Here is a 23,618-nt window from a genome sequence, read left to right on the forward strand (position 1 = left end):
GAATACTAATCGATCGAAGACTTAATCAAATTTTAAATCGGTTTTAGCCGTAAAATCTACTTACTATCTAGTTTTGAATGTGTAATACATTCATCATAAGTTATTACTATTTGTCTGGTGACGATAGCAAAGAGGTCACACCTGTTCCCATGCCGAACACAGAAGTTAAGCTCTTTAGCGCCGATGGTAGTTGGGCTTACGTTCCGCGAGAGTAGGACGTTGCCGGGCAAGTAATAATATTACATAATTTTAAATGGAGAATTAGCTCAGCTGGGAGAGCATCTGCCTTACAAGCAGAGGGTCGGCGGTTCGAACCCGTCATTCTCCACCATTTAAAGCCGGCCTAGCTCAACTGGTAGAGCAACTGACTTGTAATCAGTAGGTTGGGGGTTCAAGTCCTCTGGCCGGCACCATGTTTTAGAGCCATTAGCTCAGTTGGTAGAGCATCTGACTTTTAATCAGAGGGTCAGAGGTTCGAATCCTCTATGGCTCACCATTTAAGCGGGTGTGGCGGAATTGGCAGACGCACTAGACTTAGGATCTAGCGCCGCAAGGCGTGGGGGTTCGACTCCCTTCACCCGCATTATTATTAATATGATTTAAGCATTTAATTTTGCAGAAGTAGTTCAGCGGTAGAATACAACCTTGCCAAGGTTGGGGTCGCGGGTTCGAATCCCGTCTTCTGCTCCATTATTTGCCGGGGTGGCGGAACTGGCAGACGCACAGGACTTAAAATCCTGCGGTAAGTGATTACCGTACCGGTTCGATTCCGGTCCTCGGCACCATATTAATATGCGCCCGTAGCTCAATTGGATAGAGCGTTTGACTACGGATCAAGAGGCTAGGGGTTCGACTCCTCTCGGGCGCGTAATGACCATTTTGGTTACGGGAAGTAGCTCAGCTTGGTAGAGCACTTGGTTTGGGACCAAGGGGTCGCAGGTTCGAATCCTGTCTTCCCGACTCTTTAAAAATTTACATATTAAATGGGGGCTTAGCTCAGATGGGAGAGCGCCTGCTTTGCACGCAGGAGGTCAGCGGTTCGATCCCGCTAGTCTCCACCATTTAAAAATAATACCATCATGGCGGCGTAGCTCAGCTGGCTAGAGCGTACGGTTCATACCCGTGAGGTCGGGGGTTCGATCCCCTCCGCCGCCATTAAAATTTTCAATATGATACATATTTTAAATTTTGGACCTTTAGCTCAGTTGGTCAGAGCAAACGGCTCATAACCGTTGGGTCGCAGGTTCGAGTCCTGCAAGGTCCATACTTATATATTGGAGGAATACCCAAGTCCGGCTGAAGGGATCGGTCTTGAAAACCGACAGGGGCTTAACGGCTCGCGGGGGTTCGAATCCCTCTTCCTCCGCCATTATATTTGTAACTTAATATTATTATCGCGGGATGGAGCAGTTCGGTAGCTCGTCGGGCTCATAACCCGAAGGTCGGTGGTTCAAATCCGCCTCCCGCAATAGCTTTAATGATGGTCCCGTGGTGTAGCGGTTAACATGCCTGCCTGTCACGCAGGAGATCGCGGGTTCGATTCCCGTCGGGACCGCCATTTTTTAAAAATTAATGTATGGCTCAGTAGCTCAGTCGGTAGAGCAAAGGACTGAAAATCCTTGTGTCGGCGGTTCGATTCCGTCCTGAGCCATCTTTTAACTTTTTGCCGGCCTAGCTCAACTGGTAGAGCAACTGACTTGTAATCAGTAGGTTGGGGGTTCAAGTCCTCTGGCCGGCACCATCTAACGGAGGGGTAGCGAAGTGGCTAAACGCGGCGGACTGTAAATCCGCTCCTTCGGGTTCGGCAGTTCGAATCTGCCCCCCTCCACCATTATTATTTTAATTTAATAGGGGCATAGTTCAACGGTAGAATAGAGGTCTCCAAAACCTTTGGTGTGGGTTCGATTCCTACTGCCCCTGCCATGGCGGCTGTGGCGAAGTGGTTAACGCATCGGATTGTGGTTCCGACACTCGTGGGTTCGATTCCCATCAGCCGCCCTTATTTTATATTAATGGGCTATAGCCAAGCGGTAAGGCAACGGACTTTGACTCCGTCACTCGCTGGTTCGAATCCAGCTAGCCCAGTAGTCTGGCGGCATAGCCAAGTGGTAAGGCCGAGGTCTGCAAAACCTCTATTCACCGGTTCAAATCCGGTTGCCGCCTCCATTAATAACTTTGCGGGAGTATTTCAACTTTTAGAATACATTCCTTCCCGGAATGAGATATAGGTGCAAGTCCTATCTTCCGCTCCATTATTATTAATACTTTTATTTATTAAAATGCGGGAGTATTTCAACTCTTAGAATACATTCCTTCCCGGAATGAGATATAGGTGTAAGTCCTATCTTCCGCTCCATTTATTTCTTCCATTGGGAAGATTTTTTTGTAGGATTTTTATTAAGCCGGTGTGGTGGAATTGGCAGACACGCGGGACTCAAAATCCCGTGTCCGTTGAGGACGTGTCGGTTCGAACCCGACCACCGGTATATATAATTAATGAAAAAGTCTTAAGCTAATCGCTTAAGACTTTTTTTGTTCTATTAAAGTTTAATAATGTAATCAATTCTCTTATCTTTATACATTTTACTTCTTGTCATTACTTGAGGGATATCATATTTGTTTTTCATACTAATTGCTTTTGATAGGCTCTCATCAGTACAAGCGACAATATCAATATTAGTAGTGTGTTGAAGTATTTCGACATAAATTTCTGAAGTAATATTGCAACCATCAATACCAACTTTTTGTTTGTTCATTTTAATTACCCCCTAATATATGTGATTGATTAAAGGATAATCTATGAAATGCATTTCATGTCAATGGTTTAATTTAAATACTGAGTTTCTTTTAATAAGTTTTGTTTCAAATAAATAGTTATTCAGTTTATCTTCATATAGTTGATTAAATAAACTTTTACCAATTTGGAAGAGGGGAATCTCTATTGTAGTAAGGTTTAGCAACTTGGAAATTTTGTGATTTTCAAAACCAATGATAGATATGTTTTTCTTTTGTTCGTCATTTAAACTAATAAACAATCCAGCAGCTGTGTTATCTCCAGAAACAACAATTGCTGTAGGTGGATTTTCTTTATTATCAATTTCTTGAGCAAGTCTTTGACCATCTTCTAATAATACAAAATTCTCAAATATATCTTGATCATTGAAGGGTAAAGCATTCTCACTGCAAAAGTCTTTATATGCTTTTATTCTTAAAATTGAACTAGTGCTATTTCTTCTATTTATGGCACATGCAATATGTCTATGTCCGTTATTGTATAGATGATTTAATGCTTGTTTGAAGGCGTTGTAGTGATCAATATATGTTGTTCTAAATTTGGAGTTTGAAATATTTTCGAATATAGAAATTGGTCCATACTCTATGTACTGTTCAACTATATTTAATGAAATATTCCTTGAACAAATAATAAGTGCGTCTATTTGTTTTAATTTTAACATTTCCAAAGCGTCAATTTCTTGATCAGTATCATAGGCAGTTTGGAATAAAACAATTTTTTTGTTTGCTTTAATCGCTTCTTCAGAAATACCTTGAATTAATTGTGAAAAATAGGGGTGATTAGAGAACGGTAATACAACACCTATTAAATTTGTTTTACCTTTTTTTAAATGAATTGCATTGATATTTGGTATATAATTTAATTCTTCTATAGTATCAAGTACTTTTTGTCTTTTTTCTTCATTAACATAAGGGTGGTTATTAATTACTCGTGATACGGTACTTGGTGAAACGCCAGCTCGTTTAGCTACTTCTTTTAAATTTGTCATTTACTTACCCCCTCGATTATACTTATTACTATGTTATTATTTTAGCATATAAGTTGAACTATATTTACAAAGATAAAGTAGGTGTAATTTATTAAACAGCAATTTTATGAATTAGAATGTGCACATTTGGATGCGAGTAATAGAAAGGATAAGTCGTTTATCTTAAATTTACTTGATGAAGATTTTAAAGAAATAGGTAAGTCTGGCAGAATGATATATAAACGAGATATTGAAGAGGGCACTTTACATACATTTGATTATGAGATTTCGGATTTTATAGTTGAAAAAATTCAAAAAGGTATTGTACTAACGACTTATGAATTAATCAATAAAACTGATCATATAACAACTAAGCGGAGTACATTATGGATTAGAAAACAATCTGAGTGGAAGATGAGATTCCATCAAGGAACAACAGTAAAAAAATGACTACAATTTTGTAGTCATTTTTTGTCTTTATTTCCGCTTTACTAATTCAGGCTCGAGATGATAGACATCAGGATGATTTTCTTTAGATTCAATAGCATTGATAAGGATATTAACTAATGTTTCAGCAATTTTCTTAGTAGGGACACCGACTGAATGAATCACTGTATCCATATGGTCAAATTGAGGTACGTTGTCGTATGAGTACACAATATGTTGATCTAGTGAATCTTTTAAAGTGTGCACGAGTCCTAAAGTAATATCGTAACTTCCGCAAATGATACCTTCTGGTAAAGTATGATTAGTCAAATATGACTTTAATGCAAAAAATGTATCTTCAGCTGATAGTCCTTTTGAATCAATCATATTATATTCAAGATTGTGTTCTTTACAATAACGTTCAAAAGTTTCTTTCTTTATAATTTGTCGAATATCATCAGTGTTGAGATCCCCAATATAGCAAATATTTGTTATATTATTTTGCATTAAATCATCTAAAGAAAGAATCATTGCTTGTTTATGATTAACATTTACAATAGGATATTCGAGCTCTCGGTCTGTACCATAAGCTACTACTGGGATATTTGAACTAATGATACTTGGTAGGGTAGAAGCTTCACCTTCATCAAATACGATGATGCCATCAAAACGTAATTCTAAAAATTTATGTGCAGCAGTTTCTACATCATCGATTGATACAGACATAAAATATCCAGTATTCTTTAAAAAGTTATTGATTTCTGAAACAAGAGTTGATACTGCAACTCTGTCTACTGATGGCCAAATGAGTCCAATTGTTTGGCTCTTGTTTGAGACTAAAGAGCGAGCGGAATTATTAGGAATATAATTCATTTCTTTTGCCTTTTGCTGTATGCGCTCTGTTGTTTCAGCAGTAACTAAAGGAGAATTTTTTAACGCTTTACTTACTGTTGAATAACTAACACCACAGGCATTTGCTATGTCTTTTAATGTTACAGCCATGTGAGTCTCCTTTAAATATTATTTCCTTTATTATACCATAAGCACACATTTTCTATAAATAACAACGTTGTTATTTTGTTTCATTTGATTTATACTTATCAATAAGTATTAAAGAAGTAGTCAATTTGATTACTTTTTTAAAATTAATGGGGGATGAGAGATGAAAAAAATTTTACTGTTAATTGTAAGCGTATTCACTGTTTTGTATGGATGCCAACAAAGTGACGCACAAGATAAAGATGTTAAGACTTTAACATTAGCACACAATCAATCAACAACACATCCAGTACATAAATCTTTAGAAGAATTTAAAAAAGAAGTAGAAAAGAAATCTCATGGCAAATTAAAAATTAAAATATATGCGAACGGACAACTTGGAAGTGAACGGGAAGCAATTGAGATGACACAAACAAATGCCATTCAATTTACAAAAGTGTCAGCAAGTGCACTTGAAAGTTTTTCTGAGTCGTATTCTTTATTTAGTATGCCATATCTATTTAAATCTCAAGATAGTTTCCGATCTATTATGAAAAAACCTGAAGTACAAAATTCGTTCTTTAATACGACTAAAGATAATGGGTTTGTAGGTATTACTTACTATGACGCAGGATTAAGAAATATTTATACAAAAGATAGAGAAATAAAGACGAATAAAGATTTACATGGTTTAAAAACTCGTGTTCAACCAAGTAAAACAAGTGTGCAACTTGTTAAGTCATTAGGAGGTACGCCAACACCAATGGCTTTTGGTGAAGTTTATACAGCACTTCAATCTGGTGTTATTGATGCAGCTGAGAATAATGAAACAGCATTGACTGACAATAAACATGGTGAAGTCGCAAAAAATTATTATAATACTGAACATGCTATAGTTCCTGATATTTTAATTATGAATAAGGATGCATACAATGATTTAACGAAAGAAGAAAAAGGATGGATAAAAAGCGCAGCAAGATCATCTACTGAAAAGCATGAAGTCATCTGGGATAAAGCCATTAAAGAGGCAATTAAATCAGCTAAAGAAGATATGAATGTGAAATTCCATGATGTAGATAAGTCTACTTTCAAAAAAGCTGTAAAACCTCTACAAGAAGAATTTAAAAATAATAAAGGAACAGAAAAACAATACAAATTGATTAAGGAGGCAGAACAAAATGAATAAACTAACACATTATATTGATAGAACTTTGCTTTCTGTGTCTGGTGTATTGATAACTGTGATGGTCATTTTATCAGTTTGGCAAGTGATAACAAGATATATATTGAACACGCCAAGTACGACAAGTGAAGAAATCATTCGCTTCTTGTTAATCTGGTTTGCATTGTTAAGTGCAGCATATGTATTTGGTAAGAAAAAACATATTGCCATTTTATTTATAAGAGAAAAGTTTCCACTTAAAGCACAGTTATTTATAGAAAGATTGACGAATATCATTATTTTATTAGTTGCTTTAATTTTAATGATATACGGTGGTATTAAAATTGTAGCACTTACTTGGACTCAATATGCACCAGCTACAGGTGTTTCAATGGCGCTAATGTATGGTGCGTTACCTATATCAGGACTTTTCATTGCTTTTTATTCAATTCGAGGCATTATAACAAATGAGTTACCTGAAAATGATGAAGGCGGTGAAGTGTAATGACAACAATTGCTGGAATCGTATTATTTGTATCTTTAGCAATATTTTTAGCATTTGGTATTCCAATCGCTATTTCAATTATTTTAAGTTCATTATTAACGTTAATACTTATTTTCCCGTTTGATGTCACAATACTTACTGCTGCCCAAAGAATGGTAACTGGTATTGATAACTTTACAATGCTTGCCATTCCGCTATTTGTACTAGCTGGAATATTGATGAATAACGGTGGTATTGCATTTAGATTAATTAACTTTGCGAAAGTGTTAGTAGGTAGATTACCTGGTTCTTTAGCACATACGAACATTGTAGGGAATATGTTGTTTGGTTCGATTTCAGGATCAAGTGTTGCAGCTGCTGCAGCAATGGGAAGAATCATGACGCCGATGGAAACAACACAAGGTTATAAAAAATCATATTCTGCAGCTGCCAATATTGCTTCAGCACCTTCAGGATTATTAATTCCACCAAGTTCATTATTGATTGTTTATTCACTTGTAAGTGGTGGGACATCAATTGCTGCATTATTTATTGCAGGTTACGTTCCTGGAATTCTATGGGGTCTAGGTTGTATGGTTGTTGCTTACTTTTTAGCTAAAAAACATGGCTATCCAGTTTCTGAAAAAGTGAGTTGGAAAGATAAATTATTTTTAACTTTAGATGCTATTCCAAGTTTACTATTAATTATTATTGTAATTGGTGGTATTGTAGCTGGAATATTCACAGCAACAGAGGGTGCAGCAGTCGCAGTTCTATATGCGTTTATACTGTCACTCATCTATAAAAATTTAAAAATTAAAGATATACCTGCGATTATTATAGAAACAGTAGAAATTACAGGTATGATTTTATTCTTAATTACAGCATCTGCATTATTCTCACTCGTTATGAGTTTTACAGGATTACCAGAAGCAATTTCTGGCGGTATATTATCATTAACTGAAAATCCAATTTTATTATTACTTTTAATGAATTTAATTTTATTAATCATCGGTACATTTATGGACATAACACCAGCAGTACTTATATTCACTCCAATTTTCTTACCGATTGCAGAAAGTATCGGATTAGATCCAATTCATTTCGGTATAGTAATCGCATTTAACTTATGTATAGGTAATATAACACCTCCAGTAGGTAGTGCGTTATTTGTTGGTAGTAGTGTTGCAAATGTACGAATTGAAAGTGTCATTAAGACATTAATACCATACTTTATTATTTTAATTATACTGTTGTTATTAATTACGTTCGTACCACAATTATCGTTATTTTTACCAAAATTACTTGGGCTATAGGAAAGGTGAGTATTTATGAGTTTAATTAAAGAAAATTTTATTGTTCAATCTGAAAAAGGACAGGATTTATACAATATAGCTAAGGATATTCCAATTTTTGATTTTCATTGTCATTTAGATCCAAAAGAAATCTATGAGAATAAACCTTTTAATACGATTACTGAAGTTTGGCTAAAACATGATCATTATAAATGGCGTTTAATGCGCGCATATGGAATAGATGAGTCGTATATTACTGGAGACAAAACTGATAAAGAAAAATTCGAAGCATTTATAAGTTTATTGCCTAAAAGTATCATGAATCCAATGTACCATTGGTGTCATTTAGAGTTAGCAAGGTATTTCAATATCAATGAAAATTTAAATAAAATTGATAAAGAACAATTATATAATCAGTTAAATGAAAGTTTACAACAACCAGAATTTCTTCCAAGAAAATTAATAGAAAGAAGCAACGTCCAAATCATTTGTACAACTGATGATCCATGTGATGATTTGAAATATCATCAATTACTTCGTGAGGATAAGTCATTTGATGTTAAAGTATTACCAACATTTAGACCTGATCGTTATATCGCTTTAACGAAAGACAATGTAGAAGCATCTATTAATCAATTAGAAATTGCTACAGAAAGAAAAATAAATCATTTGGAAGAATATATTAATGCGCTCAATGAACGAATTGAATACTTCCATAAAAATGGCGCAAGAAGTTCTGATCAAAGCTTTGCTAAAGTACTTAAAGTGGATGTTACTAAAGACCAAGCTGAACAGTATTTTGAACTAATTAAGCAAGGTAAACACATAGATGAGGAAGATTTAAGTAGATTATCTGGATATATTTTAACCGAAGTAAGTAAAACGTATAAAAAATATAATTGGGTTGTACAGTTTCATCTTGGACCAGTGAGAAACAATAATACATTATTGTTTGAAGAAGTTGGTCCAGATGCTGGATTTGATAGTGTAGGTGATATGCTCAGTTCTTCTGACTTAAATAGATTTTTAGATCATTTAAATCAAAATGATGCATTATCAGATACAATTATTTATCCTAATAATGCAAATGATCACTTAATGGTGCAAGCAACAGCTGGAAACTTTACTTCAGATAAAGTCAAAGTGCAACTAGGTGCTGCATGGTGGTTCAATGATACTAAAGAAGGAATGGAACAACATTTAGTAGAATACGCAAATGTTGGATTGTTATCTACTTTCGTTGGTATGTTAACTGATTCAAGAAGTTTATTATCATATACAAGACATGAATATTTTAGAAGGATTTTATGTGAAATGATTGGTAAACGTGTGGAAAGAGGAGAAATCATTGATGATGATGAAATTCTTTCTGAAATTATTAAGGATATTTGCTTTAATAACGCCGTGTCATTATATAATATAGAAGGCGTAGATGCTATATAAAATTAGAGAACCTAAGACGATGTTGTCTTAGGTTCTTATTTATTTAGAACTTTAGATTTTCAATTGTTTTTAAATCATCTTGATAAACTGGTATCTCTGCGCCTTTTACTACAAATGTTGGAATATGTTGTAAAGTCGTTTTTACAGTTATTGTTTGACCGCCTTCAAACTGTTCGCCGCTATGAAAATCAATCCAACCTTTGTTGTTTTTAGGTAAATAGACTGTTCTTTCTAGTTGAGCTTTTTCTACGATAGGGGCAATTAACATATGCTCACCTAACATAAATTCTTCATTTTCTTCAAAAGTATTAATATCACTTTCAAATTGGTAAAAAGTAGGTCTAATAATTGGTTGATACGCCTCATGTGCACGTATAACTAATGACTGAAGATATGGTTTAAGCTTTTCGTGGAAGTGCATGGCTTGTTTAACTTCAGATAAGACTTCATTATGCATCCAAGGTTCATTTACAGAACCATCATCATTCCATGAGTGGATTGAAAATCTTGGATAATAAGCACCACATTGTACCCATCTTAAAAATAATTCTGCTTCTGGTTTATCACCAGAAAAACCGCCAATATCATGGCCAAAGTTATAAACACCAGATAGACTTAACCCAATTGCCATAGCATTATTATATTTTAATGTATGCCAACTCGTATAGTTATCACCTGTCCAAGTTTGAACGTATTTACTCATACCAGCTGCACCAGATCTACTTATGATATATGGATATTGTTCTTTATGATATTTTTGCTGTATCTCTCTTGATGCTTTCATCATTAATATAGGCATGATTGCTTTATAATCTTGGAAATTTGATTCATTTCCGAAACCATTTACTAGAGCTTTATCATCCCAAATTTCGAATTCGTTATTATCATTCCATGTGCAATTGACATGATTAGATAATAATTGTTGTTCTATTTTGGATTGCCACCATTTAATAGTGTCTTTATTTGTAAAGTCTAAGTAGTATCCTTTTTCATCCCAAAATTGTACAAGAAGCGGTTGGCCATTCATATCTTTAATAAATCCATCAAAGGCTAATACTTCATCTAGTAAAGGATGATCTGTAAGTAGGGTAGGTTTAATATTCGCAACTAATTCTACATTTTGATCTGTATAAGCTTTTCCAAAAGATTTTGGGTCTTTAAATTTATCATAATTCCAATTAAAAACGTATCTCTTATCATGAATAGATGTATAACCTGATGAAAGGTGGAAAGATCTAATCGTAATATTATGTCTATTACATTGATCTAGAAAAGATAACAGTCTTTCATCTGAATTTGGCAAATCTGTGTATTGCATTGTTGAGCCAGAATAAGACAAACTCCATTCAGGCATGAGTGTTGGTCTACCTGTTAAATGACTAAAACGCGTCGTTACTTGTTGAATAGTCGGACCGGCAATAACGTAATAATCAAGAAAATCCGATTTAGTTTCATAATATCTATAATGACCGTGATAATTATCTAACTCTTGTCCAAGATCTACAATAGAGTCTTGATAATCATCATAGAAGATACCAAATGATACATTTTCATCAGTTTTGTATGTGAGATAATAAGGAATATGTTTATAAAGAGGATCAGTCGTTTCAGCATTATAACCCATAGCATCTATATTTTTCATTCTGAATCGTCTGCCATGTTTATTCACTTTTCCGCTCTTTTCACCGAGACCAAAATACATTTCATTTTTATTTCTATTTAAATAATGACAAGTCGGATGATTTCTTGATATTTGATGTTGATAACTGCCTGTCTTACGGTCTTGCATAATTTTAATTTCTTTGTAAGATGAACTTAAATCATACCAACTACAATAGAAATCTTCTTTATCAATGATAAGTTTTAATGACTTTGTCTTAATTATAATATGGTGTTGTTCTTCTGAAATTTCATATTGTGGACATGAAAAGTTAGATTGATCATATCTAGAGAGACCTTCAAAAGGTAATTCAGTATCTCCAGGTGTAATGGTCCAAGTCGGCAAAGTGATTTTTTTCTCTGTAGAAGATTTAATATTGATTAAGTAATCTTCTAATATGCGGATTGTAAAGAAATGCTCGTTTTGCTTGTCACTGACTACAATTATATTTTTATCTTGTAAAATCATATTAAACATGTAAAAACCCTCCTATAACAACGTTGTTATTTAAACTATTACATTAAACTATACCAAAGTAAAGTAAAATAGTAAAAATAGCATTGTCTATAAAAATAAAGTCATATATCATTAATACATATTATTTCAGGAGGCATTTTATGGATAAACATTTCACAGTAAAGGAATTTTTCTTTAATATTTTAAATGGTATAGGTGTAGGCATTGTTATAGCATTAATACCTAACGCCATACTTGGTGTGTTATTTAGTTATTTATCACAGTTTCATCCCCTATTAGAAATGTTTAATCAAGCATTATTACTTATGCAGTTTGCGATGAGTTTTATTATAGGCATCGTTGTTGCACATCAATTTAAATTCCAAGCTACTGATGCAGTTATGATTGGCGCTGCAGGATTAATAGGTTCAGGCGCTGTGAAAATACAAAATGGTCAATTTATATTTGTAAGTATAGGGGATGTCGTCAATTTAATCGTTGTTTTAATTATCAGTTGTTACTTGATGATTAAATTGAAAGGAAAATTTGGTTCTTTAGATATGTTGATTATGCCAATTATTATTTCAGTTGTCAGTGGATTTATAGGTATGTTGACACTTCCATATGTTAGTAATGTGACAAAAGGAATCGGCAAATTAATAGAACAATTTTCTACATTGAATCCTTTAATGATGTGTATATTGATTGCGATTACTTATGCATTATTAATGGTAACGCCAATTTCAGTTGTAGCAATTGCTACTGCGGTCGGTTTAAATGGTTTAAGTTCAGGAGCTGGCAATATGGGGATTGTTGCAGCATGTGTGACTTTCTTAATGGGGTCATGGAAAGTAAACGATAAAGGTATCAATATCGTACTTATCATCGGAGCTGCTAAAATGATGATTCCTGTATATTTCAAAAATCCTATCATCGCAGTACCATTAATCATAAATGGACTAATGAGTGGATTACTCACTTATTTCGTCGGCATAAAAGGTACACCAATGTCTACTGGATTTGGTTATACCGGATTTGTTGGACCAGCAAACGCATTAAAATTTATGGAAGGATCAGTATTTTTAAATATATTAATACTAGGCGTAGCATATTTCGTCATACCGTTTGTATTTGCATATATTGTACATAAAGTTTGTTTGAAAATACTTCCAAAATACAATCAAGAAATGTTTTTATTTAAAGAGAATAATTAGAATGTAGAGTAGGCTGAGACAAGAAAAATGTCTCAGCCTTTAAATATGTCTGAATACTGGTGCCGTTAAAAGCAGTTTGGATAGAAGTGCAAATACTGGGTGCGTTATTAGCAAGTTTGGATAGAAGTGCAAATACTGGTACCGTTATTAGCAAGTTTGGTGAGAAGTGCAAATAAGGAGACCAGTAATTACAATTCTCAGTAGTTTTGTAATTAAGGCTGTCCATAGTAACAATTCAGCCGAGTTTTGTAATTATGGCTATCCATAGTAACACTTCAGCTGACTTTTGTAATTAACACCCCCGTTATGAACAAGTTTGGTGAGAAGTGTTCACAAGCCCGTCGTTATGAACAAGTTTGATGAGAAGTGTTCACAAGGCCATCGTTATGAACAAGTTTGACCAGAAGTGTTCACAAGACCGTCGTTATATACAAGTTTGGCAAGAAGTGTTCACAAGGCCATCGTTATGAACAAGTTTGGCGAGAAGTGTTCACAACACCCCCGTTATGAACAAGTTTGGTGAGAAGTGTTCACAAGCCCGTCGTTATGAACAAGTTTGGCGAGAAGTGTTCACAAGGACGCTAATTAGTAACACTTCTTATTAGATGTATTATTAACCACATTGCATACATACACTTTTAATTGTAAGAATATTATGAAAAAGAGATTGTTTGTTTTCATAAAGTGTTGTAGAATTAATCATTATTTATTTTTTACTGAAAGGAAGTACGAATTATGCGATTTAAATTATTTAATATAAGAGAAGATGAAAAGCCTTATGCATATCAGTGGGGTCAAACTAATGGTCATGAAATTGAATGTACGGAAGAGGATTTAACTTTAGATAATGTCCATACTTTATCGTCTTTTGATGGTGTGAGTACTCAACAGCTATTTAAGTTTGATGACAGAATATACGAAGCACTTAAAGATGTTGGTATTAAACAAATTGCTGGTCGTGCGGCTGGGTTTGATATGTTTAATTTAGATGAAGCTGCTAAACATGATATAAAAATTACAAATATTCCTTCATACAGTCCAAATGCAATTGCGGAATTTGCAGTTTGTAGAGCTTTAGAATTAATAAGAAACATTAATAAAATAAATAAAAAAGTAGAACATCAAGATTTTACTTGGGATGAAACAGTAATCGCTAAAGAACTAAGAAGTATGACGGTACTGGTTATAGGTGTTGGTAGAATAGGTAAAGTGTCAGCACAATTATTTAAAGGATTTGGTGCGGAAGTGATCGGTTATGACCCATATGATCAATCGTTGAGCGATATTGAATATGTACAAAGTTTACAAGAAGGATTATCTAAAGCCGATTTAATCACATTACATGTTCCAGCAAATGAAGAAACGACACATATTATTAATGAAGAGACGATTAAATATATGAAAAATGGTGCATATTTAGTGAATACAGCTAGAGGTGCGACAGTGAAGACTAATGATGTCATTCAAGCATTAAATAGCGGTAAATTACATAGTGTCGCTTTAGATGTATATGAGAATGAGTTTGCATATTTCTCATATGATTATACAGACAAAGAAATTGAAGATCCTACTTTAAAAGAATTGATGTCACGTGACGATGTATTAATTTCACCACATATTGCATTTTATACACATACAGCCGTACAAAATATGGTTGAAATTTCATTAGATAGTGCACTTGAAGTTATCACAACTGGATATAGTGAAAATGAAGTTCAACTAAGTAAAGTATGAATGAACGTTCGTTCATACTTTTTTTATAAAAAGCTATTGCATAAAATTTCATAAATGCGTATAATAATGAATATTATTAATTCAGGAGGTAACGAATTTGAAAAGAAATGTATTTACTAAAGTAGTTATAGCAACAATTTGTTTACTACTTACAATTCCTTATTTAGCCCCCATAAAGTCACAAGCTGCAGAAACTGATCAATGGGATAAAGCTAAAGAACGAGGCGAGTTAAGAGTAGGCTTATCAGCAGATTATGCACCTTATGAGTTTGAGCATACTAAAGATGGTGAACGTGAATATGCTGGGATAGATATAGAACTTGCTAAAAAAATTGCAAAAGACAATGATATTAAACTTAAGATTGTGAATATGCAATTTGATAGTTTACTAGGTGCTTTAAAAACTGGAAAAATCGACATGATTATTTCTGGTATGGCTCCAACTCCTGAGAGAAAGAAACAAGTTGATTTTTCTGATGATTATATGGAAGTTAACCAAAGAATGATTATACAGAAAAAAGATAAAGACAAATTAAAAACGATTGATGATTTTAAAGGAAAAATGGTCGGTGTGCAAAAGCAAACGATTCAAGAAGAATTGGCAAAAACAGAAATGCCAGAATCTCAAGTTAGCTCATTAACGAGAGTACCGGAAGTTATTATGTCACTTAATTCTGGAAAGGTAGACGGCATGATTATTGAAGGACCTGTTGCTGATGCATATTTAGAGAAGAATCCTAATTTAACATATTCAGATGTTACATTTTCAGATGCAGACAAGACAACAGCTATTGCATTACCGAAAAACTCACCTGAATTAATGAAGAGAGTTAATAAGAGTGTTAAAGAAGTTCGTGACAATAATTTGATTAAAGACTATCAAGATAAAGCAACTGAAGCGATGTTCGATGATGGTTCTTTCTTCAGTAAATATGGTTCATATTTCTTACACGGTGTAGGGTATACGATTTTATTATCATTCTTAGGTGTAGTAGCAGGGGCATTAATTGGTTGTTTCTTAGCACTTATGAAATTAAGTAATAGTAAAATATTTAAATCGATTGCTTCAGTTTACATTGAATTTATAAGAGGCACACCATTACTCGTTCAAGTATTTTTAGTTTATTTCGGTACAACAGCAGTACTTGGATTAGATTTATCAGCATTAATTTGTGGTATTATCGCACTCATCATTAACTGTAGTGCTTATATTGCAGAAATTATTAGAGCTGGTATTAACGCAGTAGATAATGGCCAAATGGAAGCGGCTAGATCATTAGGATTAAATAAATCGCAAGCAATGACTAAAGTTATCTTGCCACAAGCCATTAAAAATATTTTACCTGCATTAGGTAATGAATTTGTAACAGTTATTAAAGAATCTTCTATAGTTTCTGTTATCGGCGTAAGTGAATTGATGTTTAATGCTCAAGTTGTTCAAGGGGCATCATTTGATCCATTTACACCATTATTAGTAGCAGCAGTATTGTACTTTATCTTAACGTTTACGTTATCTAGAGTGATGTACTTTGCTGAAAGGAGGTTTAGTGTAAGTGATTAAAGTTAACGATTTACACAAATCATTTGGTAAAAATGAAGTATTGAAAGGTATTAATTTAAATATTGAAAAAGGGGAAGTTGTTGCGATTATCGGCCCATCTGGTAGTGGTAAAAGTACGCTTCTTAGATGTTTGAATTTATTAGAAGAACCTTCCTCTGGACAGATCGTATTTGAAAATAATGATTTAACAAATACGAAAGGTGCAAAGTTGGATCAATTAAGACAAAAAATGGGCATGGTTTTCCAAGGTTTTAATCTTTTTCCACATAAAAAAGTAATCGAAAATATTACACTAACACCTTTAACTTTGAAAAAAGGACAAAAATCCGAATTAGAAGATCAAGCTAAACAATTACTTAAAAAAGTTGGTCTAGAAGATAAAGCAAATGTTTATCCTTCTAAATTATCAGGTGGACAAAAGCAACGTGTAGCGATTGCTCGTGCGTTAGCGATGAACCCGGCAGTTATTTTATTTGATGAACCAACTTCAGCTTTAGACCCCGAAGTTGTTGGTGAAGTATTAAGTGTTATGAAAGATTTAGCCAAAGAAGGTATGACAATGGTCGTCGTAACACATGAAATGGGATTTGCTAAAAATGTCAGCGACCATGTGATATTTATGGATGAAGGTATTGTTCAAGAAGAAGGTACACCTGAACAAATATTTGATAATCCTCAAAACGAAAGAACGAAACAATTTTTATCTAAAGTATTATAATACTAAAAATAGAAGAGGTGTTTTCGTGTTAGATATAGGTATAGTCGGTGGTAGTGGATACGGTGCAATAGAATTGATGAGATTATTAAATCAGCATAAAGAAGTGAACATCAAATATGTATTCTCACATTCGAAATCTGGTCAAGATATTAAGGAAACATATCCACATTTACAAAATAATATTATTGAACAATTCACAAGTTTAGATGTAGAAACAGTGCAATGTGATTTAATATTTTTTGCGACCCCCTCAAATGTGAGCAAGAATTTTATTCCTAAGTTAATAGAACGTGGTATTAAAGTAATCGATTTATCTGGTGACTTTAGGTTGAAAGACCCCACAATTTATGAAAAATATTACGGAGAAAAGCCAGCTCCTCAGAGTGTATTGGATGAAGCGGTGTATAGCTTGCCTGAGTGGTCAAATGTAGATGGATCATCGATACAAATTATTGCAAACCCGGGTTGTTTCCCAACTGCAATACTCTTATCTTTACACCCTCTTTTAGAAAGTGACTTAATTAATAAAGACACGATTATAATAGATGCTAAAACTGGTGTTTCAGGTGCTGGTAGAACATTAAGTCAAAATGTTCATTTTGGCGAAGCGAATGAAAACTTTTCAGCTTATAAATTAGGTTCCCATAAGCATACACCAGAAATTGAACAATATTTATCACAAGTCTCGAAATCAGACATAAAAGTGACATTCACACCTCATCTCGTTCCTATGACAAGAGGTATATTGGCTACTATTTATGTAGATTTAAAAGATCAAACAAGTGAAGAAGCATTACATCAATTATATAAACAGAAATATGATGACAAACCATTTGTTCGTGTAAGAGACCTTGGCGAATTCCCTACAACAAAAGAAGTTCTAGGCAGTAATTACTGCGATATAGGTATTTATGTTGATGAAGACAGACAAAAAGCTATTATCGTTGCAGTTATAGATAATCTCGTTAAAGGTGCAAGTGGTCAAGCAATTCAGAACATGAATAGATTATTTGGATTTAATGAAGATGAAGGATTAAATTTATTACCAATATACCCATAGAATAGGAGGAATTTGATGTTAGATAAGACTGAAGAATTAATTGACTCTGAAATGATCGTTATAGAAGAAGGTGATGTCGCATCACCTAAAGGATACATTGCTGGCGGCATGCATGTCGGCTTACGTAGAGAAAAGAAAGACTTTGGTTGGTTATATTCATCAGTTCCAGCTAATTGTGCAGCGGTATATACACAAAATGCTTTTAAAGCAGCCCCATTAAAAGTCACTGAAGAAAGTATTAATGTTGAACACAAACTTTCTGCAATTGTTATTAATTCTGCCATCGCAAATGCTTGTACAGGTCAAAGAGGTTTAGATGATGCAAAGCAAACTCAAAAATGGATTTCATCTAAACTACAATTACCTGAACATCAAATCGCAATTGCATCAACAGGCTTGATTGGCGAATTTTTACCTATGCAAAAAATTGAATATGGTGTGAATAATATTGATATTCTCAATAATGCACATTCTTCTGATTTTAATGAAGCTATTTTAACAACTGATAAAGAGACTAAACATATAGCAGTACAAATTAAAATTGATGATGAAGTGATTACGATTGGCGGTTCATGTAAAGGGTCGGGCATGATTCATCCAAATATGGCTACAATGCTTGGCTTTATGACAACAGATGCAAATGTTGAATCTGAAGATTTGAATGGCTTACTAAAAGAATCTGTTGATGAAACGTTTAATATGATTACAGTCGATGGTGATACAAGTACAAATGATATGGTTATACTTTTAGCTAACGGTGAAAGTGGTCAACATACATTAACTAAATCACATCCAGAATGGGAAAAGTTCGCCCAAGCTGTCCAATATGTGAGTCAATTTTTAGCTCAAAGTATTGCGAGAGATGGTGAAGGTGCGACGAAGTTAATCAAAGTTAATGTCAAAGGTGCTAAGACGAAAGCTCAAAATAGTGCAATTGCAAAAACGATTGTAGGTTCAAGCTTAGTGAAAACTGCAATACACGGTGCTGATCCAAACTTTGGAAGAATCGTAACATCAATTGGTTATGCAGATCATACTGTAGATACTAACGAAGTAGACGTTTGGCTTTGTGGACATTTATTAGTCAGTAAAGGTATGAATGTAACATTTGATGAGTTAGATTTAAAAGCTAAAATGGAGCAAGATACAATTGAAATAGAAGCGAAAGTTGGAAATTCTCATCATTCATCTACCGCTTTCGGATGCGATTTGAGTTATGATTACGTAAAAATTAATGCATTATATAGAACTTAATAGGAGGTCATTAAGTGAAGTATGCAGTCATTAAAATTGGTGGAAGTATATTAAGCAACTTAAGTCAAACGATAATAGAAGATATACTTACTTTAAAAAGTCAAAATTATATGCCAATCATCGTCCATGGTGGCGGCCCGTTTATTAATAGACAACTAACTAAAATTGGTATTGAAAGTAAATTTGTAGATGGCTTACGTGTTACTGATGAAGAAGTGTTACTTCAAACTTCAAGTACATTGATAGGTGAAGTCAATCCACAAGTTGTGTTTCAAATTAATCAACATGACTCATTAGCATTAGGCATAAATGGCATTGATATGAATTTATTTGACATTAAACCTTTAGATTCTAAATATGGATTTGTAGCAGAATGTACATCCGTTAATAAAGTAACATTGGCTAACATATGTTCGACCAGTATTCCAGTTATTGCACCAATCGGTATCGATAGAAATACAGGTCAAAGATATAATATAAATGCAGATAGTCTTGCATATAAAATAGCGAGTGAAATGGAAGGCGACTTATTCTTAATAAGTGATATTCCAGGAGTACTGATTAAAGATGAAGTACAAAGCCATTTAAGTATTAATGATATTCATAATTATATAGAAACAACTGAAATATATGGCGGTATGATTCCTAAAGTTACGGGCGCAATTTCTGCAATAAAAGAAGGCTGTAAAAGCGTCAAGATTATATCAGGATCATCAGACCATGCATTATTAAAAAGTTCTCATTCAAATAAAATAGGTACAACAATTACATTATAAAGTAAAAAATCCGACAGCGTTTTTGAGCACTGTCGGATTTTTTATTCGCTTATTAGCAGATTTGGCTAGAAGTGCAAATAGTGGTGTCGTTATTAGCAGTTTTGGCTAGAAGTGCAAATAGTGATGCCGTTATTAGCAGATTTAGCTAGAAGTGCAAATAGTGATGCCGTTATTAGCAGATTTAGCTAGAAGTGCAAATAAGGAGCTCCTTGTTTACATTTTAGCCGAGTTTTGTAACTAAGGAGGTCCATGGTAACAATTCGGCTGAGTTTTGTAACTAAGGCGGCCCATAGTAACACTTCAGCCGAATTTTGTAACTAACGCCCTCGTTATGAACAAGTTTGGGCAGAAGTGTTCACACGGCCCCCGTTATGAACAAGTTTGGGCAGAAGTGTTCACAAGGCCCTCGTTATGAACAAGTTTGGTCAGAAGTGTTCACAACAGCCCCCACCAGAAACAAGCTAAATACTGTCTTGCCATACCATTTGCCACACAGTATATGAAAGCAATTTTTTATATACTTATTTAATTGAATTAATACGAATACCGTAAATTTATTTATTAAATGTGTTAAAATGTATTAGCATGTTTGATAGTGAGGTGAATAAATTTGAATTTAGATCAATTGAAGCAAGAAGTGATAGATTATGCACATTCTATTGGTATTGATAGTATTGGATTTACAACTGCTGATCCTTTTGATGAATTAAAGAAAAAGTTAGAAGATTATCATTCTAAAGGATATGCTTCTGGGTTTGAAGAAAGTGATATTGAGTTAAGAACAGTCCCTAAATTATCATTACCATCTGCTCGCTCAATTATAGCAATTGCTGTAGGGTATCCGAATAAATTAAAGGGTGCTCCTAAAAGTGTTAGAGGAGATAGAAGAGGTATGTTTGCGCGTGCTTCATGGGGCCAAGATTATCATACTATTATGAGAAATCGCCTTGATAAACTCAGTTTATTCCTAAAAGAAAAAGTGCCTGATGTAGAAATTAAATCAATGGTCGATACTGGTGTCTTGTCTGACCGTTCAGTAGCTGAAAGAGCTGGGTTAGGATTTGCAGGTAAAAATGGCTTTATTATTAATGAAGAACTAGGTACTTGGAGTTATCTTGGTGAAATGTTAGTCAGCATTCCATTTAAACCTGATGATCCAGTTATTGATAGTTGTGGTGATTGTAACATTTGTGTTGATAGATGTCCGACTGGTGCCTTAGTAGGTAATGGTCAATTAAATAGTCAAAAATGTATCAGCTTTTTAACACAAACAAAAGGTTATTTAAAAGATGAATACCGCTATAAAATAGGAAATCGTTTATATGGATGTGATACATGCCAACAAGTATGCCCACGAAATAGAGGGATTAATACTGAACATGACGACATTATATTAGAACCTGAGGTACTGAAACCTAGACTTGTCCCACTACTTAAAATGTCTAATAAAGAATTTAAAAATACTTATGGACATTTAGCCGGTGCATGGAGAGGTAAAAAGCCGATCCAACGAAATGCGATTGTCGCACTTGCTCACTTTAATGAAGAAAGTGCAATACCAGAATTAAAAGATGTTGCGTTAACAGATCCGCGACCAATGATAAGAGGTACTGCATTTTGGGCTATCGGTCAAATACAAGGTGAAGAGGCAAGACCATTCATTATGTCACACTATGAACGTGAAATAGAAGAAGTCCAAGAAGAAATGATAAAAGGATTAGAGATTAGGAGAAAATAAATTATGACAAATCATGTAGTTTTATATCAACCAGAAATTCCAGCGAATACTGGGAATATTGCACGTAGTTGTGCAGCAACAGATACAACTTTACACTTAATTAGACCTTTAGGTTTTAGTACGGATGATAAAATGTTAAGAAGAGCGGGTTTAGATTACTGGAAATTTGTAAATATTGTTTATTATGATAGTATTGAAGAATTTTTCGAAAAGACTGAAGGTGGCAACTATTACTTACTAACGAAGTTTGGTACACAACCACATACTCAGTTCGATTACAGTAATGTTGAAGAAAATCATTACTTTATATTTGGTAGAGAAACAACAGGACTTCCTGATTGGGTTAAAGAAAAATATAAAGATACAGCATTAAGAATTCCAATGAATGATAATGTAAGATCTTTAAATTTATCTAATACTGCTGCAATATTAATTTATGAAGCGTTAAGACAACAAAATTATCCTAATTTATCATAGAAATAAAAAAACTGAGGCCAAATGGTCTCAGTTATTAATTATTATTTGATTTTAAAGATTCAAGTTCTTTGTTTAAATCTTCTTCCTTAAGACCATAGTCTTTAGAATCGCGACCAGCAGTTAACATCGCAGTAATAAATGCTACACCAACCATACAGATTAATAGCGTGTTCATTTAATTGCCCCCTCGTAATGTTATGTTATCTTTATTATATACGAATTAAGGCAATAATTAAATACATTTTTAAGGAGACATTGATATGGATAATTATATTTTGAAAAATGCACAAATTTATACTGAAACATATAAAATTGATCATGGCTATATCGAAGTGCGTAATGGATGTATTCACGATATTCAAGAAGGGGAATATACAGGTACATTACAAACGATTGATGCGAATGGTCAACACGTACTTCCGGGATTTATTGATATACATATTCATGGTGGTTATGGTCAAGATGCAATGGATGCAACACCTGAAACATTGAATCTATTATCTGAGAAATTATTATCTGAAGGTACGACTAGCTTTTTAGCCACAACAATGACGCAATCAACTGAAGCCATCAATGCTGCATTAGAAAATGTTGCAAACTATAAACCGATAGATGATAAACGTGCTGAAATACTTGGTGTACATTTAGAAGGCCCATTTATTTCAGAACATAAAGTTGGTGCTCAAAATCCTGCATTTGTTGCAAGACCTACAGTACAAAAATTCAAAGATTTTCAAGAAAAAGCAAATGGCGCGATTAAAATAGTGACAATAGCGCCAGAAGTTGAAGGTGCAGAGGAAGTTATTAAAGCACTTCATGAAGATGTTATTTTTTCAGCAGGACATACCGTATCTGATTACGATGGTATTGAAAAAGCAGTTCAAAATGGTCTTAAGCACATTACACATTTATATAATGCACAAACAACATTTACACATAGAGAACCAGGCGTATTTGGTGCCGCTCTGACTGATGAAAGATTAACAACAGAAGTCATTGTTGATGGCATTCATTCTCATCCGGCTGCAGTTAAATTAGCATACCTTGCTAAAGGCAATGAGAATTTCTGTATTATTACGGATGCAATGCGTGCAAAAGGCATGAAAGATGGTAAATATGATCTTGGTGGTCAAGATGTATTTGTTAAAAATAACGAAGCAAGATTAGAAACCGGTTCACTTGCAGGAAGTATATTACTTATGAATAAAGGCTTAAAAAATTTAATGGACTTTGCAAATATACCGCTTGAAGAAGCATGGCGTACTGCAAGTTTAAACCAAGCGATTAGATTGAAAGTTGATGATAGAATTGGCTCAATCAAAGTTGGAAAACAAGCAGATCTAGTTATAGCTGATTCAGAATTAAATGTTTTAACTACTATTAAAAAAGGGTATATTATAGATAATGACTAAAGGTTATGA

The 23,618-nt window shown here is 33.8% G+C and carries 20 protein-coding genes, 23 tRNA genes and 1 rRNA gene; 39 read left to right on the forward strand and 5 right to left on the reverse strand.

Annotated elements, in window-relative coordinates:
• Window positions 1-113 precede the first annotated feature (113 nt).
• From rrf to LQ677_RS12935, 24 genes are all read left to right on the forward strand, one after another.
• A 5S ribosomal RNA gene (gene rrf, locus LQ677_RS12820) occupies window positions 114-228 on the forward strand.
• A gap of 27 nt (window positions 229-255) precedes the next feature.
• Window positions 256-331, forward strand: a tRNA-Val gene (locus tag LQ677_RS12825).
• A gap of 6 nt (window positions 332-337) precedes the next feature.
• Window positions 338-413 (forward strand) — tRNA-Thr (locus tag LQ677_RS12830).
• A gap of 7 nt (window positions 414-420) precedes the next feature.
• Window positions 421-496, forward strand: a tRNA-Lys gene (locus LQ677_RS12835).
• A 5-nt stretch (window positions 497-501) separates the two neighbouring features.
• Window positions 502-583, forward strand: a tRNA-Leu gene (locus LQ677_RS12840).
• A 32-nt stretch (window positions 584-615) separates the two neighbouring features.
• Window positions 616-690, forward strand: a tRNA-Gly gene (locus LQ677_RS12845).
• A gap of 6 nt (window positions 691-696) precedes the next feature.
• Window positions 697-785: transfer RNA gene (locus tag LQ677_RS12850), tRNA-Leu, on the forward strand.
• 9 nt (window positions 786-794) lie between these two features.
• Window positions 795-868: transfer RNA gene (locus LQ677_RS12855), tRNA-Arg, on the forward strand.
• Between the two features lie 18 nt (window positions 869-886).
• A tRNA-Pro gene (locus LQ677_RS12860) sits at window positions 887-960 on the forward strand.
• A gap of 25 nt (window positions 961-985) precedes the next feature.
• A tRNA-Ala gene (locus LQ677_RS12865) sits at window positions 986-1,061 on the forward strand.
• Between the two features lie 20 nt (window positions 1,062-1,081).
• Window positions 1,082-1,155, forward strand: a tRNA-Met gene (locus LQ677_RS12870).
• Between the two features lie 35 nt (window positions 1,156-1,190).
• A tRNA-Ile gene (locus LQ677_RS12875) sits at window positions 1,191-1,264 on the forward strand.
• Between the two features lie 12 nt (window positions 1,265-1,276).
• A tRNA-Ser gene (locus tag LQ677_RS12880) sits at window positions 1,277-1,369 on the forward strand.
• A gap of 26 nt (window positions 1,370-1,395) precedes the next feature.
• A tRNA-Met gene (locus tag LQ677_RS12885) sits at window positions 1,396-1,469 on the forward strand.
• A gap of 13 nt (window positions 1,470-1,482) precedes the next feature.
• Window positions 1,483-1,558, forward strand: a tRNA-Asp gene (locus LQ677_RS12890).
• Between the two features lie 20 nt (window positions 1,559-1,578).
• Window positions 1,579-1,651: transfer RNA gene (locus tag LQ677_RS12895), tRNA-Phe, on the forward strand.
• Between the two features lie 14 nt (window positions 1,652-1,665).
• Window positions 1,666-1,741: transfer RNA gene (locus tag LQ677_RS12900), tRNA-Thr, on the forward strand.
• A gap of 6 nt (window positions 1,742-1,747) precedes the next feature.
• Window positions 1,748-1,831, forward strand: a tRNA-Tyr gene (locus LQ677_RS12905).
• Window positions 1,832-1,849: 18 nt separating this feature from the next.
• Window positions 1,850-1,923, forward strand: a tRNA-Trp gene (locus LQ677_RS12910).
• Window positions 1,924-1,925: 2 nt separating this feature from the next.
• A tRNA-His gene (locus tag LQ677_RS12915) sits at window positions 1,926-1,998 on the forward strand.
• A 15-nt stretch (window positions 1,999-2,013) separates the two neighbouring features.
• Window positions 2,014-2,085 (forward strand) — tRNA-Gln (locus LQ677_RS12920).
• A 6-nt stretch (window positions 2,086-2,091) separates the two neighbouring features.
• Window positions 2,092-2,166, forward strand: a tRNA-Cys gene (locus LQ677_RS12925).
• An 11-nt stretch (window positions 2,167-2,177) separates the two neighbouring features.
• Window positions 2,178-2,252 (forward strand) — tRNA-Gly (locus tag LQ677_RS12930).
• Between the two features lie 149 nt (window positions 2,253-2,401).
• Window positions 2,402-2,486, forward strand: a tRNA-Leu gene (locus LQ677_RS12935).
• Window positions 2,487-2,540: 54 nt separating this feature from the next.
• On the opposite strand, the gene LQ677_RS12940 is transcribed toward LQ677_RS12935, so the two are convergent.
• Window positions 2,541-2,756, reverse strand: coding sequence for a hypothetical protein (locus tag LQ677_RS12940; protein WP_049320845.1), 216 nt, complete (start codon window positions 2,754-2,756; stop codon window positions 2,541-2,543).
• 60 nt (window positions 2,757-2,816) lie between these two features.
• On the reverse strand, window positions 2,817-3,782 hold the full coding sequence (locus tag LQ677_RS12945; protein ID WP_191836414.1) for a LacI family DNA-binding transcriptional regulator: 966 nt from the start codon (window positions 3,780-3,782) through the stop codon (window positions 2,817-2,819).
• 90 nt (window positions 3,783-3,872) lie between these two features.
• Between LQ677_RS12945 and LQ677_RS12950 the strand changes: the two genes are divergently transcribed.
• Window positions 3,873-4,211 (forward strand): nuclear transport factor 2 family protein, encoded by a 339-nt coding sequence (locus LQ677_RS12950; RefSeq protein WP_126477928.1) that lies wholly within the window; start codon window positions 3,873-3,875, stop codon window positions 4,209-4,211.
• Window positions 4,212-4,238: 27 nt separating this feature from the next.
• On the opposite strand, the gene LQ677_RS12955 is transcribed toward LQ677_RS12950, so the two are convergent.
• Window positions 4,239-5,189, reverse strand: coding sequence for a LacI family DNA-binding transcriptional regulator (locus tag LQ677_RS12955; RefSeq protein WP_126477929.1), 951 nt, complete (start codon window positions 5,187-5,189; stop codon window positions 4,239-4,241).
• Window positions 5,190-5,349: 160 nt separating this feature from the next.
• Between LQ677_RS12955 and LQ677_RS12960 the strand changes: the two genes are divergently transcribed.
• Genes LQ677_RS12960 through uxaC form a run of 4 tightly spaced genes read left to right on the forward strand, consistent with a single transcriptional unit; the run spans window position 5,350 to window position 9,549 of the window.
• The gene (locus tag LQ677_RS12960; protein WP_037589743.1) at window positions 5,350-6,351 is read left to right on the forward strand and encodes a TRAP transporter substrate-binding protein; all 1,002 of its coding nucleotides are present in this window, start codon (window positions 5,350-5,352) and stop codon (window positions 6,349-6,351) included.
• Window positions 6,344-6,832: a TRAP transporter small permease gene (locus LQ677_RS12965; protein WP_025904787.1), complete on the forward strand. Its 489-nt coding sequence runs from the start codon at window positions 6,344-6,346 to the stop codon at window positions 6,830-6,832. The genes LQ677_RS12960 and LQ677_RS12965 overlap by 8 nt, the downstream gene beginning before the upstream one ends.
• On the forward strand, window positions 6,832-8,127 hold the full coding sequence (locus tag LQ677_RS12970; RefSeq protein ID WP_239749005.1) for a TRAP transporter large permease: 1,296 nt from the start codon (window positions 6,832-6,834) through the stop codon (window positions 8,125-8,127). Before LQ677_RS12965 ends, LQ677_RS12970 begins: the two co-directional genes overlap by 1 nt.
• 15 nt (window positions 8,128-8,142) lie before the next feature.
• On the forward strand, window positions 8,143-9,549 hold the full coding sequence (uxaC, locus tag LQ677_RS12975; RefSeq protein ID WP_126477931.1) for a glucuronate isomerase: 1,407 nt from the start codon (window positions 8,143-8,145) through the stop codon (window positions 9,547-9,549).
• A 43-nt stretch (window positions 9,550-9,592) separates the two neighbouring features.
• Here uxaC and LQ677_RS12980 read toward each other — a convergent pair whose 3' ends face one another.
• On the reverse strand, window positions 9,593-11,686 hold the full coding sequence (locus LQ677_RS12980) for a glycoside hydrolase family 31 protein (protein ID WP_191836413.1): 2,094 nt from the start codon (window positions 11,684-11,686) through the stop codon (window positions 9,593-9,595).
• A gap of 140 nt (window positions 11,687-11,826) precedes the next feature.
• Here LQ677_RS12980 and LQ677_RS12985 point away from each other — a divergent pair, with 140 nt between their 5' ends.
• The 9 genes from LQ677_RS12985 (at window position 11,827) to trmL (ending at window position 22,197) form a co-directional block, all read left to right on the forward strand.
• Entirely contained in the window at window positions 11,827-12,879 is a 1,053-nt protein-coding gene (locus LQ677_RS12985) for a PTS sugar transporter subunit IIC (RefSeq protein WP_037589740.1), read from the forward strand.
• 735 nt (window positions 12,880-13,614) lie between these two features.
• Window positions 13,615-14,613, forward strand: a complete 999-nt coding sequence (locus LQ677_RS12990; protein ID WP_191836412.1) for a D-2-hydroxyacid dehydrogenase — start codon at window positions 13,615-13,617, stop codon at window positions 14,611-14,613.
• Between the two features lie 97 nt (window positions 14,614-14,710).
• Window positions 14,711-16,174, forward strand: coding sequence for an ABC transporter substrate-binding protein/permease (locus tag LQ677_RS12995; RefSeq protein ID WP_275583295.1), 1,464 nt, complete (start codon window positions 14,711-14,713; stop codon window positions 16,172-16,174).
• The gene (locus LQ677_RS13000) at window positions 16,167-16,892 is read left to right on the forward strand and encodes an amino acid ABC transporter ATP-binding protein (protein ID WP_191836411.1); all 726 of its coding nucleotides are present in this window, start codon (window positions 16,167-16,169) and stop codon (window positions 16,890-16,892) included. The genes LQ677_RS12995 and LQ677_RS13000 overlap by 8 nt, the downstream gene beginning before the upstream one ends.
• Window positions 16,893-16,917: 25 nt before the next feature.
• Window positions 16,918-17,952, forward strand: coding sequence for an N-acetyl-gamma-glutamyl-phosphate reductase (argC, locus tag LQ677_RS13005; protein WP_191836410.1), 1,035 nt, complete (start codon window positions 16,918-16,920; stop codon window positions 17,950-17,952).
• Window positions 17,953-17,967: 15 nt separating this feature from the next.
• Window positions 17,968-19,206 (forward strand): bifunctional glutamate N-acetyltransferase/amino-acid acetyltransferase ArgJ, encoded by a 1,239-nt coding sequence (gene argJ, locus LQ677_RS13010; protein WP_191836409.1) that lies wholly within the window; start codon window positions 17,968-17,970, stop codon window positions 19,204-19,206.
• A 14-nt stretch (window positions 19,207-19,220) separates the two neighbouring features.
• The gene (gene argB, locus LQ677_RS13015) at window positions 19,221-19,982 is read left to right on the forward strand and encodes an acetylglutamate kinase (RefSeq protein WP_239749006.1); all 762 of its coding nucleotides are present in this window, start codon (window positions 19,221-19,223) and stop codon (window positions 19,980-19,982) included.
• A gap of 610 nt (window positions 19,983-20,592) precedes the next feature.
• Window positions 20,593-21,720: a tRNA epoxyqueuosine(34) reductase QueG gene (gene queG / locus LQ677_RS13020; protein ID WP_037589731.1), complete on the forward strand. Its 1,128-nt coding sequence runs from the start codon at window positions 20,593-20,595 to the stop codon at window positions 21,718-21,720.
• Between the two features lie 3 nt (window positions 21,721-21,723).
• Window positions 21,724-22,197: a tRNA (uridine(34)/cytosine(34)/5-carboxymethylaminomethyluridine(34)-2'-O)-methyltransferase TrmL gene (gene trmL, locus LQ677_RS13025; protein ID WP_025904798.1), complete on the forward strand. Its 474-nt coding sequence runs from the start codon at window positions 21,724-21,726 to the stop codon at window positions 22,195-22,197.
• Between the two features lie 34 nt (window positions 22,198-22,231).
• Here the strand turns inward: trmL and LQ677_RS13030 are convergent, their stop codons facing one another.
• Window positions 22,232-22,372 (reverse strand): hypothetical protein, encoded by a 141-nt coding sequence (locus tag LQ677_RS13030; protein WP_162841915.1) that lies wholly within the window; start codon window positions 22,370-22,372, stop codon window positions 22,232-22,234.
• 85 nt (window positions 22,373-22,457) lie between these two features.
• On the opposite strand from LQ677_RS13030, the gene nagA reads away from it, so the two are divergent.
• Window positions 22,458-23,609: an N-acetylglucosamine-6-phosphate deacetylase gene (gene nagA / locus LQ677_RS13035; protein WP_025904799.1), complete on the forward strand. Its 1,152-nt coding sequence runs from the start codon at window positions 22,458-22,460 to the stop codon at window positions 23,607-23,609.
• Window positions 23,610-23,618 lie beyond the last annotated feature (9 nt).

This window comes from Mammaliicoccus sp. Q-M61 (assembly GCF_022386055.1).
GTDB lineage: Bacteria > Bacillota > Bacilli > Staphylococcales > Staphylococcaceae > Mammaliicoccus > Mammaliicoccus sciuri_A.